Source organism: Pseudomonas sp. FBF18, from assembly GCF_024261405.1.
Classification (GTDB): domain Bacteria; phylum Pseudomonadota; class Gammaproteobacteria; order Pseudomonadales; family Pseudomonadaceae; genus Aquipseudomonas; species Aquipseudomonas palmensis.
Map to the genome: position 1 here is coordinate 280,043 of NZ_QKRS01000005.1, position 17,012 is coordinate 297,054.

A 17,012-nucleotide genomic window follows, 5' to 3' on the forward strand; every position below is an offset into this window, starting at 1 on the left:
CTTGCCGGCGAATGGGCCGCCGCCGTTTATGGCGTCTGCCTACCCACCCCGCTATCATGCGCTCCAACTTGCAAGGGAAACGACCAATGCTCAACGGCCTCTGGCTCGGCTTTTTCGTGGTGGCCGCCCTCTCCGCACTGGTGCAGTGGCTGGTGGGTGGCAACGCGGGCATCTTCGCCGCCATGGTCGAGAGCATCTTCGCCATGGCCAAGCTTTCGGTCGACGTCATGGTGCTGCTGTTCGGTACCCTGACCCTGTGGCTGGGCTTTCTGAAGATCGCCGAAAAGGCCGGTATCGTCGACTGGCTGGCCAAGGTACTCGGCCCGCTGTTCCGTCGCCTGATGCCCGAGGTACCGCCCGGCCACCCGGCGCTGGGCCTGATCACCCTGAACTTCGCCGCCAACGGCCTGGGCCTGGACAACGCCGCCACGCCTATCGGCCTCAAGGCCATGCGCGCCCTGCAGGAACTCAACCCCAGCTCCACCACGGCAAGCAACGCGCAGATCCTGTTCCTGGTGCTCAATGCCTCGTCACTGACCCTGCTGCCGGTGACCATCTTCATGTACCGCGCCCAGCAAGGCGCTATGGACCCGACCCTGGTGTTCCTGCCGATCCTGCTGGCCACCAGCGCCTCGACCCTGGTGGGCCTGCTGTCGGTGGCGGTGATGCAGCGCCTGCGCCTGTGGGACCCGGTGGTGCTCGCCTACATGGTGCCCGGCGCGCTGCTGCTGGGCGGCTTCATGGCGCTGCTGGCGGGCCTGTCGGCCACCGCGCTGGCCACCCTGTCGTCGATCCTGGGCAACCTCACGCTGTTCGGCCTGATCATGCTGTTTCTGCTGATCGGCGCATTCAAGCGGGTGCCGGTGTACGAAACCTTCGTCGAAGGTGCCAAGGAAGGGTTCGACGTAGCCAAGAGCCTGCTGCCCTACCTGGTGGCGATGCTGTGCGCGGTCGGCGTGCTGCGCGCCTCGGGGGCGCTGGAGTTCGGCCTGGACGGCATTCGTCATGTCATCGAATGGCTGGGCTGGGACACGCGTTTCGTCGATGCCCTGCCCACCGCGCTGGTCAAGCCGTTCTCCGGCAGCGCGGCGCGGGCCATGCTGATCGAGACCATGCAGACCCACGGGGTGGACAGCTTCCCGGCACTGGTGGCCGCGACCATCCAGGGCAGCACCGAAACCACCTTCTACGTACTGGCGGTGTATTTCGGCGCCGTGGGTATCCAGCGCGCACGCCACGCCGTGGGCTGCGCGCTGCTGGCCGAGCTGGCCGGGGTGCTGGCGGCCATCGCGGTGTGCTACTGGTTCTTCGCCTGAGCCACGGTCCAGTCCACCAGTTGTGCCATCAGCCGGTCGGTGGCCTGGCCGAAGCCGCCGACCACCGCCGGTACCTGGGTCTGCGCCACCGGCTGGCGCACCTCGAAGCTGTGGCTGGCCAGCACGCGCTGGGTACGCCCCTGCACCAGTCGCGCATCCAGGCGCACCACTACTGCCAGCCCGGCATCGCTGTACTCGCTCTGGAACGCCTGCAGTTCGCCGACGATCTCGTAGTCGGCCTGCAGGTTGGCGTCGTCGGCACTTACCCGCTGTACCCGGCCGTCGCGCTGGAAGGCGTCGAGCATGCGGTTGCGCAGCAGTGCCGGCACCGGGTCGGCCCAGCGTGCGCCCTTGTAGCTGCTGATCAGGTTGCCTGCCGGCACCACGGCAATGCGCGGTGTGCCGAGGATCTCGCTGGCCAGCGGCTTGTTGATACGCAGGGTCCAGGCCACGGGTGCGGCGTTGCTGCGCACCGGTTGCGCCGCCGGCAGGCGGTACACGTCGGCCGGCTCCGCCTTGGGCAGGATCGAGCAGGCGCTGCTCAGGCTCAGCAGCGCGGCCAGGGCGAGGGTGCGGCAGGGGCGGCTCATGGGGTGAACTCCTTGTTTTTGTCGCGGCCCAGCAGGTAACCGCTGGGGTTGGCCTCCAGGCGCTGGGAGATGCCCTTCAAGGCAGTCAGGGTATCGCGCAGTTCGCGGATCGCCGGGGCCAGTTCGTTGAAGCCCTGGGCGCCGCTGGTGATCGCCTCGCGGTTGTCGGTGAGCAACGCGTCGATGGTGGCGGTGCTGCGCGCCAGCGACTGCATGGCCTGGTCGGCGCTGTTGACGATCTGCTTGCCGTCGCTGCCGAGCAGGCTGTTGGCGTTGCGCATCAGCTGGCTGGTCTGCTCCAGCGCCGCGCCGGCCTGCTTGCCCACCTGGGCCATCTGCTGGATGGCCAGGCGGATGTCGTCGCGCTGCCCGGCAATCGCGCCGGTGGTCTGCTCCAGGTTGGCCAGGGTGGCGCCCAGGCGGGTGGCATTCTCTTCGGAGAACAGCCGGTTGGCGTTGTGCAGCAGCAGGTTGATGTTGGTCACCAGGTCGCTGCTGTTGTTGAGCAGGCGCGCAATCGGCGATGGCGAGGCGACGATCACCGGCAGCCGGCCGCCCTTGCCTTCCAGCGGCGGGCTCTGCGGGGTGCCGCCGCTGAGCTGGATCAGCGAGGTGCCGGTGACGCCGGTCAGGGTCAGCTTGGCCTGGGTGTCCTGCTTGATCGGGGTCTCGGCGCTCAGGCGGATCTGCGCGAGCACCCGGCGGGGGTCGTTGGGGTCCAGGCGCAGGCTGATCACATCGCCCACCTTGATCCCGCTGTACTGCACCGCACTGCCCTTGGACAGCCCGGTGACGGCCTCGTTGAACACCACCTCGTAGTCCTTGAAGGTGCTGTCGACGCTCGACTTGGCCAGCCACAGGCCGAACAGCATGGCGCCGGCCACCACCAGCACGGTGACCAGCCCGATCAACACATGGTGCGCGCGGGTTTCCATTTCAGTTCTCCTTGAGCGCTGTGGCGGCCTGGTAGGCCGCACGGCCGCGCGGGCCATGAAAATAGTCGTGAATCCACGCGTCGTCGGTTTCCGAGACCTGGTCGATGGGGCCGGCCACCAGCACCTTCTTCTGCGCCAGCACGGCCACGCGGTCGGTGATGGTGTAGAGGGTGTCCAGGTCGTGGGTGATCAGGAACACGCTCAGGCCCAGCGCATCGCGCAGGGTCAGGATCAACTGGTCGAAGGCGGCCGCGCCGATCGGGTCGAGCCCGGCGGTGGGCTCGTCGAGAAACAGGATGTCCGGGTCCAGCGCCAGGGCGCGGGCCAGGGCGGCGCGCTTGATCATGCCGCCCGACAGCGACGCGGGGTATTTGTCGGCCGCCGACAGCGGCAGCCCGGCCAGGGCCAGCTTGACCCCGGCCAGGTGCTCGGCGTCGGCGCGGCTCAGGCCGGCATGTTCGATCAGCGGCAGTGCGACGTTCTCGGTGACGGTCAACGACGAGAACAGCGCGCCCTTCTGGTACAGCACACCGAAGCGACGCTCCACCTGCGAGCGCTGCTGGTCGCTGGCCTGGCTGAGGTCCTGGCCGAAGATCCTCACCGTGCCCTCGTTGGGCCGGCGCAGGCCGACGATGCTGCGCAGCAGCACCGACTTGCCACTGCCCGAGCCGCCGACCACGGCGAGGATCTCGCCGCGGTACAGGTCCAGGTCGAGCTGTTCGTGCACGCTCTGGGTGCCGAAGCGGTTGCACAGGCCCCGCACCTCGATGACCTTCTCGCGGCTTGCCTCACTCACCAGCTCATCTCCATGAAGAACAGCGCGAACACGGCATCCAGCACGATCACCACGAAGATCGACTGGACCACCGCCGAGGTGGTGTGGGCGCCGACCGATTCGGCGCTGCCGGTCACCTTGAAACCTTCCAGGCAACCGATGGCCGCGATCAGGAAGGCGAAGAACGGCGCCTTGGCCAGGCCCACCAGGAAGTGCTGAACGCCGATGTCGCTTTCCAGCAGCGACAGGAACATCGCCGGCGAGATGTCCAGCGACACCGCGCACACCACGGCGCCGCCGATGATGCCGCACAGCATCGCGACGAAGGTCAGCAATGGCAGCGCGATCAGCAGCGACAGCACCCGCGGCACCACCAGCAGCTCGACCGGGTCCAGGCCCAGGGTGCGGATCGCATCGATTTCCTCGTTGGCCTTCATCGAGCCGATCTGCGCGGTGAAGGCGCTGGCGGTGCGTCCTGCCATCAGGATGGCGGTAAGCAGCACGCCGAATTCACGCAGGAACGAGAACGCCACCAGGTCGACGGTGAAGATGCTCGCGCCGAAACTGGCCAGCACCGTGGCGCCCAGAAAGGCCACCACCGCACCCACCAGAAAGGTCAGCAGCGCGACGATGGGCGCCGCGTCCAGGCCGGTCTGTTCGATGTGCGCGACCACGGCAGTCATGCGCCAGCGCCTGGGTTGCAGCAGGCGCCGCGCCAGGGTGGCGATGATCAGGCCGATGAAGCCGAGCAGTTGCCGGGTGTCTTGCCACAGCACGTCGACTGCCCGGCCGATGCGGCACAGCAGCTGGGTCAGCACGGACGTTTCCGGCTGGCGCTCTGGCAGGCAGTAGTCCTGAAGCGAGCAGTACACGGTGTGCAGCAAGGCGCGGTCGGCGGCCGACAGCGGGTTGGCGTGGTCATCGGCCAGTTGCCCCAGGCGCTCGGCACCCAGCAGTTCGACCAGCAGCGAGGCGCCGGCGGTGTCCAGCTTGCCCAGCTGGGCGAGGTCGACCTGGGCGCTGGCATCGTACTGGCCGTGCAGGGCCTCGGTGCTGCGCTTGAGCGGCGTGTAGTTGGCCAGGGTCCAGTCGCCGGCGATGCGCAGGCAGGCCGGGCTGCGCGTGGTATCGAGGGTGGCGCTGGCGGGGGTGACGGTGGTGGTCATAGGCTCCAGACAGTCCGGCAGGCGCTCCAGTGCGCCGGGTCAGAGCATAGCGTCACTTGGCGACGGATGCTTGACCGTCATCAACCACCTCGAAGCGCAGCACGCCGATCACCTGGCCGTCCTCGGTGAGCACGCGCACCTGCCAGTGCCCGACCGGGTTGCTGGGGAACACCTGCTTGTGGGTCCAGGCGCGGTAGCCCTCCTTGCGCCCGCCATTGATGTTCAGGGCAATGCGATCGACCTCTTTGCCGTCCTGTTTCCATACGTGGTAGATGCGTTCGTTGAGGCCGCGCGGGGCCTTGATCGCGGTATAGGCATAGAGCCCGGCGCTGCGGATCTGGCTGGCGCTGACCTGCTCCAGGCTGTCGCCGGGGGTGCGGTTCTGCAGCTGGGTGCTGATGGCCACTTCGGTCATCCACAGGGTCGCCGGCGGCACCCACGAGCGCAGCAGCCAGCCGCTGCCGCCAACGGCCAGGGTGACCAGCACCAGCATGGCGGCACGGCGCCAGTGATTGATCGGGAAGCTGCTGGCCAGGCTCGGGAACGACAGCAGCATGGCGATGCCCAGCGCCAGCTTGAAGCTCTGCGACGTGGTCAGGTGCAGGATGATCGGCAGCGCCGTGAGCAGCGCGGCGAACAGGGTCAGGGTGTGCAGGGCCAGGAACAGCCAGCGGCGCGGCGCCAGCCAGCGGTAGTACAGCGGGTCGACGATCGACACCAGCCCGGCGCCGGCCAGCAGGCCGGTGAACACCAGCTGGCCGCTGTTCCAGGTGGTGGTGACGAAGAAGAACGGCAGCACGAAGAACAGGCTTTCCTGGTGGATCATCTGCGTGGCGTAGCGCAGCAGCGGCTGCGGGATCTCGCGCTTGAACAGGCGGGTGAACAGCTGGGTGAAGGTGTTCTCGAACATCAGCCACAGCCAGCTCACCAGCAGCAGGATGGCGACCCAGCTGGCCAGGCCTTCCTGACGGTCGACCAGGATGAAACTGCCGATACCGGAAATGAAACCGCCGAGGGCGATGACCCCCGGGTAGCGCTTTATCAGGTCGATCAGGCGCAGGAGAAGTGCGGGCATGGTGGGGCGTTCGCTGGGTGAGGTAAAAATCTGTTACAGGATACGCTGCTTTCGGGTGTCAGTAATGGCCCTATCGCGGGTCAAGCCCGCTCCCACAGGGTGCACGTGATCATTGTGGGAGCGGGCTTGACCCGCGATTGCGTCAGCCGCGGCGTCGACGCCACAGCAGCAAGGCCGCGAACACCAGCCCTAGCCCCAGTGCCCCCAACCCATACAGCTGGTCATACCCCAGCAACGGCTTCTCTACCCGCACATACCCAGGCTCGGCGAACAACGCCTGCAGCGCCGCATCCGCATCCTCCAGGCTGACCTCGCGCAACCGGGTCTTCGCCTCGCCGACCCGACCGTCGGCATAGTCGTTCAACGCTCCCCAGTAGTAGTCGGCCAGCGCGCTGTTGCCCTGGCTGGTCCACGCTTCGCGGGCGATTGCCGCGGCCTTGATGCGCTCGAACGTGGCGCGGTCCAGGCCGTCCTTGCGCAGGCGCTCGATCATCTGCTCCAGGATCTGCTCGGCCGCCTCGACCTGATCGCTGTCCAGGTCGGCATTCAGGCTCAACAGGCCGGTGTCGCCAAAACGCTCGCGCTGCGCCGACGGCCCGTACGACAGGCTGTGCTGCAGGCGCAATTCGCGATACAGCGCCCAGTCCAGGTAGCGCTGCAGCAGGTCGTAGGCGGCGTCGTGGTTTTCATCCAGCACCGGCTCCAGGAACATCCAGTGCAACCGCGCACTGTCGCCCAGCCAGCCGCGGATCAGCTCGCGGCGCGCCTGGGCCTTGTGGGTCACGCCATCGAGTACCCGGCGTTCGCCCGGTTCCACCGGCTCCAGCTGGCCCCAGGTGCGCTCCAGGTAGGCGGGCAGCACGCGGTCCAGGCCGCCGACCACGATCAGGCTCATGTTGTTGGGGGCGTACCAGTGCTGGCGCAGTTCATTCACTTCTTCCAGGGTCATGTCCTGCACCGAGGAGCGCTCGGCACACTTGAGCCCCAGCTCCACCGCCAGCTGGTCGCTGGCGCGATGGCCGAGGTCCTGGCGGTCCAGCCAGCGCTGCAGGTGGGTGTAGTGCCCGCCGTCTTCACGCTCGACGATGCTCTTCGACACCTGCAAGGCGTCGGCATCGATACGTGTGTCCTGGAGCACGGCCAGCAGCAAGTCGAGCACCTTGCGCTGGTTGCGCGCCGGGGCCTCGATGACGAAGGTGGTGTCGGCGCTGCTGGTGTAGGCGTTCCATTCACCGCCCAGGGCCTGCATGCGTTCTTCCAGCCCGCCTTCGCCCGTGTCGTCGATACCGCTGAACAACAGGTGTTCGAGCAGGTGCGGCAGTTCCTGGCGCGCGCACGGGAAGTCGTCGAAGCCGATGCCCACCACCAGTCGGATCGACACATGGTCGCGCTCGTAGCCGGGCTTGAGCAGCACCTGCAGGCCGTTGGGCAACAGGTAGCCCTCGACCTGGGTGCGGTCGAGGGCAAAGCTTGAAGGGGCGCCCAGCAACAGGCAGATGAACATCAGGCAACGCATCACAGGCTTCCTTGCACGGGTTCGGGGCAGCGTCGGGTCAAGGCGAATGGGCATCGTCCGGTACACTGTCGATCATCAGGGCGCCGGTATCGCTGCCGCCCAGTACCGCATAGGCACTGCTGCAGAACAGCGAGTTGAGACGTTTCATGTCGGCTATCAGTTCCAGGTGCAGCGAGCTGGTCTCGATGCTCTGCACCACCTTGCGCTGCAGGCGGCTGACGTGGGCATGGGCCAGGCGCCGCTCCTGGGCGCGGAAGCGACGCTTCTCGCGCAGCAGCTGGCGTGCGCTGTGCGGGTCGCCACTGAGGAACACCGACAGGCCCAGGCGCAGGTTGGACAGCAGCTGGGTCTGCAGCACGGTCAGCTCCTCCAGGCCCACCTGGGAGAACTCGCGGCGCTGCGACGTCTTCTGCTGCTGCACCTTGCGCAGCATGCGCTCGATCAGGTCGCTGGCCAGCTTGAGGTTGATCGCCAGCTCGATGATCTCGGCCCAGCGCTGGCTGTCGTGCTCGCCGAGGTCTTCGCGGGGCATCTGCGCCAGGTACAGCTTGATGGCGTTGTACAGGCCCTCGACGTCGTCGCTGAGGGTGCGCACCTGCTGGGTCAGGGCGGTCTGGCTGCCGCGCAGCACGTTGAGCATGGCATCGAGCATGCTGTCGACCAGGTCGCCCAGGCGCAGGGTCTCGCGCACCGCGTTGGCCAGTGCCAGGCTCGGGGTGTCCAGCGCGGCAGGGTCCAGGTGGCGGGGCTTGGCGTGGCCGTTGGTTTCCTCGCGCTCGGGCAGCAGCCAGCGGCACAGGCGCCCCATTGGCGTCGCGGTGGGCAGCAGGGCCAGGCAGCGCAGGGTGTTGTAGATGAGGTGGAAGCCGATCACCAGCTCTTGCGGGCTGAAGGTCAGGCTGTCCATCCAGTGCACCAGCGGGTCGAGCACCGGGATGACCACCAGCAGGCCGATCAGCTTGTACAGCAGGCTGCCCAGCGCCACCTGGCGCCCGGCGGCGTTCTGCATGCTGGTGCTCAGGAACGCCAGCAGGCCGCTGCCGATGTTGGCGCCGATCACCAGGCCGATGGCCACCGGCAGGCTGATCATTTCGGCGCCGGCCAGGGTGGCGGTGAGCAGCACCGCGGCCAGGCTGGAATACGAGATCAGGGCGAACAGCGCGCCCACCAGGGCGTCGAGCAGGATGTCGCCGGTCAGCGAGGCAAACAGCACCTTGACGCCCTGGGCCTGGGTAATCGGTGCAGCGGCCTCCACGATCAGTTGCAGGGCCAGGATGATCAGGCCCAGGCCGATGCCTACGCGCCCCAGTTGCCCGGCGCGGGTCTGCTTGCGCGAGAGGAAGAAGATCACCCCGAGGAAGATCAGCAGCGGCGACAGCCACGACAGGTCCAGGGTCAGCACCCGCGCCATCAGCGCGGTCCCCACGTCGGCGCCGAGCATGATGGCCAGGGCCGGGGTGAGGGTCATCAGGCCCTGGCCGACGAACGAGGTCACCAGCATCGCGGTGGCGTTGCTGCTCTGCACCATGGCCGTGACCAGGATGCCGGCGATGAACGCCAGGGGCCGCTTGGCCATGTTCTGGCTCAGCAATCGGCGCAGGTTGGAACCGTACACCCGCAGGATGCCGGTACGTACGATATGTGTGCCCCAGATCAGCAGGGCCACGGCCGAGAGCAGGTTGAGCAGGGTCAGCATACTTACGGCCCCCTGTTAAGGCGCCCCAGTGGGGCAAGTGGATGACGCGGTGAGCCTGGCCTGGTGACCGGCGGTTTTTTCCAGTGCTCACTTAAGCTGTAGTCGGCCAAGGGCCGTGGCGCCAGCATGGCATGCATGCACAGGCTTTGAAACCTCGCGCGCCGGTTCGGGCATCTTCGCTGGCGCGTTGCCGTCCCAAAAGACAAAAGGCCCCATTCGGGGCCTGTTGTTCAGCGCAGCCAGTGTTACTGACCCGGAATGTCCTTGCGAAGTTTCACCGGGTCGCTCTGCTGTTTCTTTTTCGCCGCCGCGGTGCGCATCTTGATGTTGATCGCCTCCACCGCCAGCGAGAAGGCCATGGCGAAGTAGACGTAGCCCTTGGGTACGTGCACGTCGAAGGCTTCTGCAATCAGCACGGTGCCGACCACGATCAGGAACGACAGCGCGAGCATCTTCAGCGACGGGTGCTTGTCGATGAACTCGCTGATGGTCCTGGCGCACAGCATCATCACCAGCACCGCGACGATGATCGCCGCCACCATCACCGGCACGTGGGACACCATGCCCACTGCGGTGATCACCGAGTCCAGCGAGAACACGATGTCGATGATCGCGATCTGGATGATGGTGTACAGGAACTTGCCACCGGCCTTGCCGGAAGACGGCTCGTCGTGGGTTTCGTCCTCGCCTTCGAGGCCGTGGTAGATCTCCTGGGAGCTCTTCCACAACAGGAACAGGCCGCCGAAGAACAGGATCAGGTCACGCCCGGAAATGCCCTGGCCGAACACATGGAACAGGTCGGCGGTCAGGCGCATGACCCAGGCGATCGACAGCAGCAGCAGGATGCGCGTGACCATCGCCAGCGCCAGGCCGAAGATCCGGGTGCGCTGCTGCATGTGCTTGGGCATGCGGCTGACCAGGATCGAGATCATGATGATGTTGTCGATGCCCAGGACGATCTCGAGAGCCGTCAGGGTAAAAAAGGCAACCCAGATTTCCGGGTTGGTCAGCCATTCCATGTGTGTTCCTTCGAGCGTGTGGGGCGTTGCGCGCCGCAGGGGTCGACGCGCAAGCGTTGGGATGAAACGGATGAATTATAGGCTGCTGAACAGCGGGAAAATTCCCATCAGCAGCGCCGCGAACATGATGCACAGGCACACCAGCACCGCCCATTTGAGGGTGAAGCGCTGGTGATCGCCGAATTCTATACCGGCCAGGGCTACCAGCAAGTAGGTCGAGGGTACCAGCGGGCTGAGCAGGTGGACCGGTTGCCCGACGATCGAGGCACGGGCCATCTCCACCGGGCTGATGCCGTAGTGGCTGGCAGCTTCGGCCAGCACCGGCAGCACGCCGTAGTAGAAGGCGTCGTTGGACATGAAGAAGGTGAACGGCATGCTCACGATCGCGGTGATTACCGCCAGGTACGGGCCCATCGCTTCGGGGATCACCGCCAGCAGGCTCTTGGACATGGCCTCGACCATGCCGGTGCCGGACAGGATGCCGGTGAAGATGCCCGCCGCGAAGATCAGCCCCACCACCGCCAGCACGCTGCCGGCGTGGGCCGCGACGCGGTCCTTCTGCTGTTGCAGGCACGGGTAGTTGACCACCATGGCGATGCTGAAGGCGATCATGAACAGCACCGGCAGCGGCAGCAGGCCGGCGATCAGCGCGACCATCAGGGCCAGGGTCAATGCGCCGTTGAACCACAGCAGCTTGGGCCGGCGTGCGTCGGGATATTGCGATACGCTGATTTCACTGTGGTCGATTTCATCGCCCGGCAGGTGCAGTTCGCCCAGGCGGGCACGTTCGCGCTTGCCGTACATATAGGCGATGGCCAGGATGGCGAACACGCCGAAGGCCATGGCCGGGATCATCGGCACGAAGATGTCCGACGGGTCGACGTGCAGCGCGCTGGCGGCGCGGGCGGTGGGGCCGCCCCAGGGGGTCATGTTCATCACCCCGCCGGCCAGGATGATCAGGCCGGCCATGATCCGCGGGCTCATGCCCAGGCGGCTGTACAGCGGCAGCATGGCGGCCACGCAGATCATGTAGGTGGTGGCGCCGTCACCGTCCAGCGATACCACCAGGGCCAGCGCGGCGGTGCCCACCGAGACTTTCAGCGGATCACCCTTGACCAGCTTGAGGATCTTGCGCACGGCCGGGTCGAACAGCCCGGAGTCGATCATCAGGGCGAAGTACAGAATGGCGAACATCAGCATCACGCCGGTGGGTGCCAGCTTGCTGATGCCCTGCAGCATCATCGGGCCGATCTCGCCCGAGAAGCCGCCGAACAGGGCGAAAATGATCGGTACCAGAATCAGCGCGATCAAGGCCGACAGGCGCTTGGTCATGATCAGGTACATGAAGGTGATGACCATGGCGAAGCCGAGGAAGGTCAGCATGGGGCAGTTACTCCAGGCGAGGCGCGTCGAGAAAGGGACGAACGGATCAGCGCAAGGTGCGCGGTGCTGGGAGTGACGGCGGGAGGGCAGGCAGAACGCGGGCGTGGAAGGACATCAGTATCACCATTGTTGTTGTTGATTGGGCCGGGCACTGCAGTAAAGTCAGAGCCCTGGCTGACCGGTCTTTTGCCGGAGGTGAGGCGATGCTAAGTGCCCAAGCTTTCAGCCAGCTTTCGGCGGCACAAAGGCGACAGAAGGTTTCATCAACCAGTGCGGGTCTGCAGGAGCGACGAGGATGGGCGAAGTGCATGAAGGCGGCTGCCATTGCGGCGCCGTGCGGTATCGGGTGGCGGGTGCGCTGGAGGATGTCGCGCACTGCCATTGTTCGGTGTGCCGGCGCGTGACCGGCGGGTTGCTGGTGACCTGGGCGACGGTGCGCTGCGAGGACTTCCAGTGGCTGCTGGGCACGCCGCAGCGCTACGACTCGTCGGCCAGCTGCGTGCGCTACTTCTGCAGCCGCTGTGGCGCGCACATGGCGCTGACCACCGACCTGAGCCCCGAAAGCATCGATATCACCATCACCACCCTGGACGCACCGGAGCAGGTGCAGCCGCGCCGGCATATCTGGACCGACAGCCGGCTGCCCTGGGTGCACCTGGACGAGCAGTTGCCGGGCGAGCCCGGCGAGACGCTATAGCGCGGGCTACTCGATGATCACCCCGCCCAGGCCCTTTGGCGTGTTGAACGACTGAGCGCGCAGCTGCTCGGCCTGGCGCAGGATGATCTGCGCCTGGCGGTTGCCAGGGTCCTGGCTGAGCACGCTGTTGGCCAGCGAACGGGCGGTGGCACCGTCACGACGGGCCAGGGCGCTGCGTGCCTGGCTCAGTTGCTGGCCCACCAGCCCGGCATTGGCTGCGCTGGCAGGTCGTTGTACGGGCGGGCGCGGGGTGGTGAGCGGACGCTGCTGCGCCGGCTGCACGACGCGGGCCTGTTGTTCCAACTGTTGCTGGCGCTTGGCGAGCTGGGTTTGCTCGTCGCGTAGCTGCTGCTCCTTGGTGGCCAGCTCACGGGCCTGCTGGTCGCGTTGCGCCCGTTCGGCCGCAGCCTGACGAGCGGCTGCCGCACTGGCCGCGGCGGCTGCCGCCTGGGCCTTGGCCTGCTGGTCGCGCTGCTGGCCCTCGAGCCCGGCCTGGGCGCGTTGCAGCAGGCTGATGGCGCGCGGGTCCTTGCTCTCGATGCGCAGCGCGCTTTCGGCTTTTTCCAGCGCACAGTCGAACTGGCTGCTGCGCAGGCAAGCCTGGCCGGCGGCCAGTTCGGCTTCGAACTGCTGCAGCGACTGGCGCTGGCTGGCCTGGTAGGCACCGTAGCCGAGTACCGCCACTACCACACCGGCGGCCAGGGCAAGCTTGCGCCCGAGGTTGCGCGACTTGGCCACCGGCGCCCCTTGCACTATCGGCGGTACGGGCGGCGGCGTCACCACCGGTGTGCTCACGATGCCTGCCGGGGCCAGCGTGTGCACCGGTTCGATCTCCGGCGCGGGCGCCGCTGCGGGCATGGCGGTCGGGGCCGCGCTCACCACGGCCACCGGCGCCGGCGCGGCGGGTGCAGCGGCCACAACCTGGCTGCTGGCGCCGCAGTACGGACAGAACGCCACCGGGCCGCTCAGGGGCTGGTTGCACGCGCTGCTGGCGCAGTTGAGCGGGAAGGCCGGATTTTTCGCGGATGCGGACATGGGGCCTTCCTCAGTTCACAGGCGGTGGCGCCATCGGCGCAACGGGCGGTGGGGTACCGACAGGCGGCGCTGCGGCGGGCGTCGGGGCGAACAGGTGGGCCAGCTCGGCGATCTGCCCGGCGCCCAGCCAGGCGGCCATGCCTTCGCGCCACAACAGGCTGTCGCGGGTCACCTGGCCGGTCTGCACGTACTGCTGCAGCTGGCTGGTGGTGTACGGGCCATAGTTGGTGCCGGCCACGCTCAGGTGGTAGCTGTACTGCGGTGCGGCCACCGGCGGTGGCACCATGCCGGCTGCGCCTGGTGGCGGCGGTGGCGCCATGCCCGGCATGGGGGCGGCAACTGGCGCTGTGCTGGCGGCCGGCTGGAACAGGCTGTCGAGCCAGCCGCTGGTGAAGAAGTCCTTGAGCAGGGTGCGCTTCTCGCTGTGCTCGTCGTGCACTTCGTCGCGGTACACATCGGCGCGCGAGCCGCTGACCGGCTCGGTGAACTGCTGTAGCAACGCGCGCGCCTGCTCGACAAGGCGCTCGGCGTTGTCCGGGGCCTGGCGCTTGAGGCGGTTGTCGTACTCGTTTTTCAGCAGCTCGGCGATCTTGTACGGGAAGGTCTGGTACAGCGACGACACGCCGATTTCGTCCTGGCGCATCTGCGGCTTGTAGGCGCCGCGGCGCAGGTCTTCGAACAGCGCGACCATGGCTGCCAGTTGCTGCGGGCTGCGCAGTTGCTCGTAGCGTTGGCGCAGCTGGTCTTCGATGTCCTTGCGCTGCAGCTGGTTCAGGCCGTTCTGGCGGATCGCGAACTCGTCACCGACGCTGAAGTAGTCCTGGTCGATCATCAGTTCGTAGCGTTCCGACGGGTTGCGGCGCAGTACCCCCATCACGACCGCGTGCAGGTACAGCTTGAAGTCCTCGGCGAACTGGCGGTACTGCTCCTGGGTGAACTGGATCGGCTGCACGAACTGGCTGATGCGCTTGTGGCTGTGCAGCGGGATGGTGGTGCTTTCCTTGCGGTAGCTGGCCAGGTAGGTCGGCAGCGGGGTCAGCGCCGGCAGAGGGAAGCCGCTGAGCTCGGTAAAGCAGATCAGCTTGCCCGGGGTGCCCGATTCGACGAACTGGATCTGCCCGGCGGTCATGCCGGTGCCCTGTGGCAGGCACTGGCCGAGCATGGCGCCATAGGTGCGCTTGAACTCATTGGCGTCCTGCACGCCGACCAGGCAGGTGTAGCGGTCCTTGCCGATGCCGAAGCCGCCGGTGAGGTTGAGCGGGGTCCACGGCATGGCACGTTGCAGCAACTGGCGGAACTTCTCGCGCTGCTCGTCCGGGGTCAGCGCGGCCAGCGCACTGAGCAGCGGGTCGGTGCCCTGGGTCTGGCGCGGCAGTTGCTGTACGGCCTTGGCGCGCAGCTTGGACAGCAGCTCTTCCTGGCCCTCCTCGTCCTGCAGCTTGCCGAACAGGGTCTTGGAGCCGCCGAAGTCCTTGAATGCGTCCTTGGCCCACTCGCGCACCTGGGCGCCGTCCACCGGTTGCTCTTCGCTGTTCTGCACCAGCGCCAGGGGGATCAGCGTGGCGTGTTTTTCCTTGATGCTGGCGTCGATCTTGCTGATGTCGGTCTCGATCCGGCGCAGCAGTTGGTCGACTGCGTTGCGCCCGTCCTGCAGGCGACCGACGAAGCCGTTCCACACCGCGCGACCGCTCTGGTCCACCGACTCCTTGCGGCCCAGCCAGTCGGACAGCTCGCGCAGCAACTGGGCCGCCTCGCGCGCGGCCACATGGCGCACGTAGAACAACAGGCTGTCGCGCAGGGTGTCCTTGACCTGGGTGAGCACGGTCTCGGCCTGCTTGTCCTTGCCGCTGAGGCGGGCCATCAGGCCGCCGCCGGTGGTTTCCTTGAGGCGCTCGAATTCGCGGGCCAGCTCCGAGGACTCCAGCTTCTCGGCCAGTTCCTTGAAGCGTGCGGCATTCTTTTCCAGCGCCGGGATGATGCCGCTGCCTTCGTTTTCCAGGCGGTCCTTGAGCATCTCGACCAGGGCCAGGGTGTAGTCCAGGCCACCGCGCTCATCGTCGTCCAGGCGACGGAAGAGTTTTTCCGGCAGGGCGTCTTCGCGCACCAGTTCGGCCAGGCGGCGCTGGCGGTTTTCCTTGATGCGCACTTCGTGGTTGCGCTCGGCACTGTCGATGTTGCTGCCCTTGGTGTCGCGTTCCAGCTGCTGCTGGATCTCGCGCACATGGGTCAGCCACTGGTCCTTGTCGGCGCCGCCGCTGTGCAGGCGTTCGAACAACGCTTCGACCTTCTGCTCGATCTGGGCGGTGATGCTGTTGTCGCCTTCCACCAGCAGCAGGTCGTCGGCGATCTGGTAGTGGGTGAACTCGCCGGTGGCCAGGGTCAGCTCGACCTTGGACAGGAAGTCCGGCAGTTCGGTGAAGGTACGCGGGGTGACGTTCAGCTGCTCGCGCAGGAAGTCGTCACGCTCGCGGTCGGTAGGACGGTTGTCGTTGGCCGAGGCGTTGGCGATGCCGAAGAACGCCTTGAGCATCTGCTGTACCTGACGGCTCAGGCGCACGTTCTGACGCGCATCGATCTGGGTGTCGAGCACGGCCTGGCCGAGCGAGGAGTACGAGCACGGGAAGCGCAGCTCGGTGTCGTCGCCGTAGTCCTGGGGCAGGCGCACAGTGTAGGAGCGGATCTTGTGCTGGTTCTGGTTGACCGCGATCGAACGCTTCTTGTTGGCGAAGTCCTGCGAGGTGAAGTCGGTGAACAGCACGTCCGAGAGCATCTCGTAGACGTCTTCCTGGTCGCTGGTCTTGGCCTGGGCGACGTTGCTGTTGTCGATGATGTAGACGTCATCGTACGGGCGGTTGTCGATGAACAGGTTGTCGGTGGCGTCCCAGTGCTTGACCAGACGGTTGCCGCGCATGCTGGTTTCCAGCTCCATCAGCGCCGCATAGCCGTTGGCCTGCACGCGCTCGGTGTTGTAGGCATGGAAGCCGCCGGGCAACACGAAGAACAGGTCGACCTTGCCGGCGATGTTGTGTTCCTTGAGGATCGCCTTGGCCAGGTAGCCCATGTCCAGGAACGAACCGGACCCGGTGCCGCCGGCCGCCGAGCCGCTGATGACGATACGGATCTTGCCGGGGTCGATTTCCAGGCCGAGCTTCTTGAGCTTGTCGGCGTTGCCGCCGATGTTGGCCAGCAGGCGCCCGACCTTGTCGCGCAGCTTGTCGCGGATCACCGGGTACTTGTCGTAGAAGTACAGGCGCGACAGCGCACGGATCTGCCCGGCGCCCTTGGAGGGGTCGATGCCCAGGGCGCGGATCTTGTCCGGGGTCAGCGGGAACCATTCGGCCACTTCACGGTGGCGGTTGAGCTCGTCCATCGAGTGGGTGTACTTGCTCAGGTTGAGCGGCTCGATGATCTTCTCTTCGGAGGTGAAGGCCACTTGTTCGGCCAGCACGTCGGTCTTGATCGACTTGCCGTCCTGGGTGACTTCGCCAGCATCCAGGTCGAAGTTGATGAACTGCACCAGGGGGAAGTCGGCAATCTGCTGCACCTGGTTGTTGCCGCCCCAGATGGCATTGAGAATGCGCCGGCGCAGGCGAATGTTGACCTTCATGCCGGTACCGCCCAGGGCGATGAACAGCGTCGGGTGGATCTTCTCGCTGACCATGTTCAGCGCTGCCGGGCCGGAAGGTTGTGCATTCTCGTTCATCTGAAACTCCATGAGCCCTGGCTGGGCTGGCCGAATCGGGTCGGCGGGCTAAATCCGTGGATCAAATTGAAGCGTCAGGCCAGGCCTGACGCGGGCAGTGCAGGCC

The 17,012-nt window shown here is 66.5% G+C and carries 13 protein-coding genes; 2 read left to right on the top strand and 11 right to left on the bottom strand.

Features of this window, described 5'->3' with window-relative positions:
* The first annotated feature begins 86 nt into the window (after window positions 1-86).
* Window positions 87-1,316 (top strand): nucleoside recognition domain-containing protein, encoded by a 1,230-nt coding sequence (locus tag DN387_RS11090; protein ID WP_054916019.1) that lies wholly within the window; start codon window positions 87-89, stop codon window positions 1,314-1,316.
* On the opposite strand, the gene DN387_RS11095 is transcribed toward DN387_RS11090, so the two are convergent.
* The 9 genes from DN387_RS11095 to DN387_RS11135 form a co-directional block, all read right to left on the bottom strand.
* Window positions 1,298-1,906: an ABC-type transport auxiliary lipoprotein family protein gene (locus tag DN387_RS11095; protein ID WP_043862312.1), complete on the bottom strand. Its 609-nt coding sequence runs from the start codon at window positions 1,904-1,906 to the stop codon at window positions 1,298-1,300. The genes DN387_RS11090 and DN387_RS11095 overlap by 19 nt on opposite strands.
* Window positions 1,903-2,841, bottom strand: a complete 939-nt coding sequence (locus tag DN387_RS11100) for an MlaD family protein (protein WP_043862313.1) — start codon at window positions 2,839-2,841, stop codon at window positions 1,903-1,905. The genes DN387_RS11095 and DN387_RS11100 overlap by 4 nt, the downstream gene beginning before the upstream one ends.
* 1 nt (window position 2,842) lies before the next feature.
* Window positions 2,843-3,637 carry an ABC transporter ATP-binding protein gene (locus DN387_RS11105; protein ID WP_043862314.1) on the bottom strand — a complete coding sequence of 265 codons (795 nt, stop codon included), beginning with the start codon at window positions 3,635-3,637 and terminating at the stop codon, window positions 2,843-2,845.
* Entirely contained in the window at window positions 3,634-4,791 is a 1,158-nt protein-coding gene (locus DN387_RS11110; protein ID WP_177332988.1) for an ABC transporter permease, read from the bottom strand. Before DN387_RS11110 ends, DN387_RS11105 begins: the two co-directional genes overlap by 4 nt.
* Before the next feature lie 43 nt (window positions 4,792-4,834).
* Entirely contained in the window at window positions 4,835-5,857 is a 1,023-nt protein-coding gene (locus tag DN387_RS11115; protein WP_054916017.1) for a DUF5924 family protein, read from the bottom strand.
* Between the two features lie 142 nt (window positions 5,858-5,999).
* A complete protein-coding gene (locus DN387_RS11120; protein WP_054916016.1) occupies window positions 6,000-7,373 on the bottom strand; it encodes a pitrilysin family protein in 1,374 nt (457 codons plus the stop codon).
* Window positions 7,374-7,410: 37 nt separating this feature from the next.
* Window positions 7,411-9,069, bottom strand: a complete 1,659-nt coding sequence (locus DN387_RS11125; RefSeq protein ID WP_043862318.1) for a Na/Pi cotransporter family protein — start codon at window positions 9,067-9,069, stop codon at window positions 7,411-7,413.
* Between the two features lie 245 nt (window positions 9,070-9,314).
* On the bottom strand, window positions 9,315-10,088 hold the full coding sequence (locus DN387_RS11130) for a TerC family protein (protein ID WP_043862319.1): 774 nt from the start codon (window positions 10,086-10,088) through the stop codon (window positions 9,315-9,317).
* 75 nt (window positions 10,089-10,163) lie between these two features.
* Window positions 10,164-11,471 (bottom strand): CitMHS family transporter, encoded by a 1,308-nt coding sequence (locus DN387_RS11135; protein WP_043862320.1) that lies wholly within the window; start codon window positions 11,469-11,471, stop codon window positions 10,164-10,166.
* 295 nt (window positions 11,472-11,766) lie between these two features.
* Between DN387_RS11135 and DN387_RS11140 the strand changes: the two genes are divergently transcribed.
* Window positions 11,767-12,168, top strand: a complete 402-nt coding sequence (locus DN387_RS11140) for a GFA family protein (protein WP_043862321.1) — start codon at window positions 11,767-11,769, stop codon at window positions 12,166-12,168.
* A 6-nt stretch (window positions 12,169-12,174) separates the two neighbouring features.
* Here the strand turns inward: DN387_RS11140 and DN387_RS11145 are convergent, their stop codons facing one another.
* Together DN387_RS11145 and DN387_RS11150 are read right to left on the bottom strand one after the other, a co-directional pair.
* The gene (locus DN387_RS11145) at window positions 12,175-13,203 is read right to left on the bottom strand and encodes a hypothetical protein (protein WP_054916015.1); all 1,029 of its coding nucleotides are present in this window, start codon (window positions 13,201-13,203) and stop codon (window positions 12,175-12,177) included.
* A 10-nt stretch (window positions 13,204-13,213) separates the two neighbouring features.
* Entirely contained in the window at window positions 13,214-16,906 is a 3,693-nt protein-coding gene (locus DN387_RS11150; RefSeq protein WP_054916014.1) for a tubulin-like doman-containing protein, read from the bottom strand.
* Between the last annotated feature and the right edge of the window lie 106 nt (window positions 16,907-17,012).

Coding starts and splice junctions, on each gene's coding strand:
- DN387_RS11090 (WP_054916019.1), top strand. CDS start 87: ATGCTCAACGGCCTCTGGCTCGGCTTTTTCGTGGTGGCCGCCCTCTCC.
- DN387_RS11095 (WP_043862312.1), bottom strand. CDS start 1,906: ATGAGCCGCCCCTGCCGCACCCTCGCCCTGGCCGCGCTGCTGAGCCTG.
- DN387_RS11100 (WP_043862313.1), bottom strand. CDS start 2,841: ATGGAAACCCGCGCGCACCATGTGTTGATCGGGCTGGTCACCGTGCTG.
- DN387_RS11115 (WP_054916017.1), bottom strand. CDS start 5,857: ATGCCCGCACTTCTCCTGCGCCTGATCGACCTGATAAAGCGCTACCCG.
- DN387_RS11120 (WP_054916016.1), bottom strand. CDS start 7,373: ATGCGTTGCCTGATGTTCATCTGCCTGTTGCTGGGCGCCCCTTCAAGC.
- DN387_RS11125 (WP_043862318.1), bottom strand. CDS start 9,069: ATGCTGACCCTGCTCAACCTGCTCTCGGCCGTGGCCCTGCTGATCTGG.
- DN387_RS11130 (WP_043862319.1), bottom strand. CDS start 10,088: ATGGAATGGCTGACCAACCCGGAAATCTGGGTTGCCTTTTTTACCCTG.
- DN387_RS11135 (WP_043862320.1), bottom strand. CDS start 11,471: ATGCTGACCTTCCTCGGCTTCGCCATGGTCATCACCTTCATGTACCTG.
- DN387_RS11140 (WP_043862321.1), top strand. CDS start 11,767: ATGGGCGAAGTGCATGAAGGCGGCTGCCATTGCGGCGCCGTGCGGTAT.
- DN387_RS11145 (WP_054916015.1), bottom strand. CDS start 13,203: ATGTCCGCATCCGCGAAAAATCCGGCCTTCCCGCTCAACTGCGCCAGC.
- DN387_RS11150 (WP_054916014.1), bottom strand. CDS start 16,906: ATGAACGAGAATGCACAACCTTCCGGCCCGGCAGCGCTGAACATGGTC.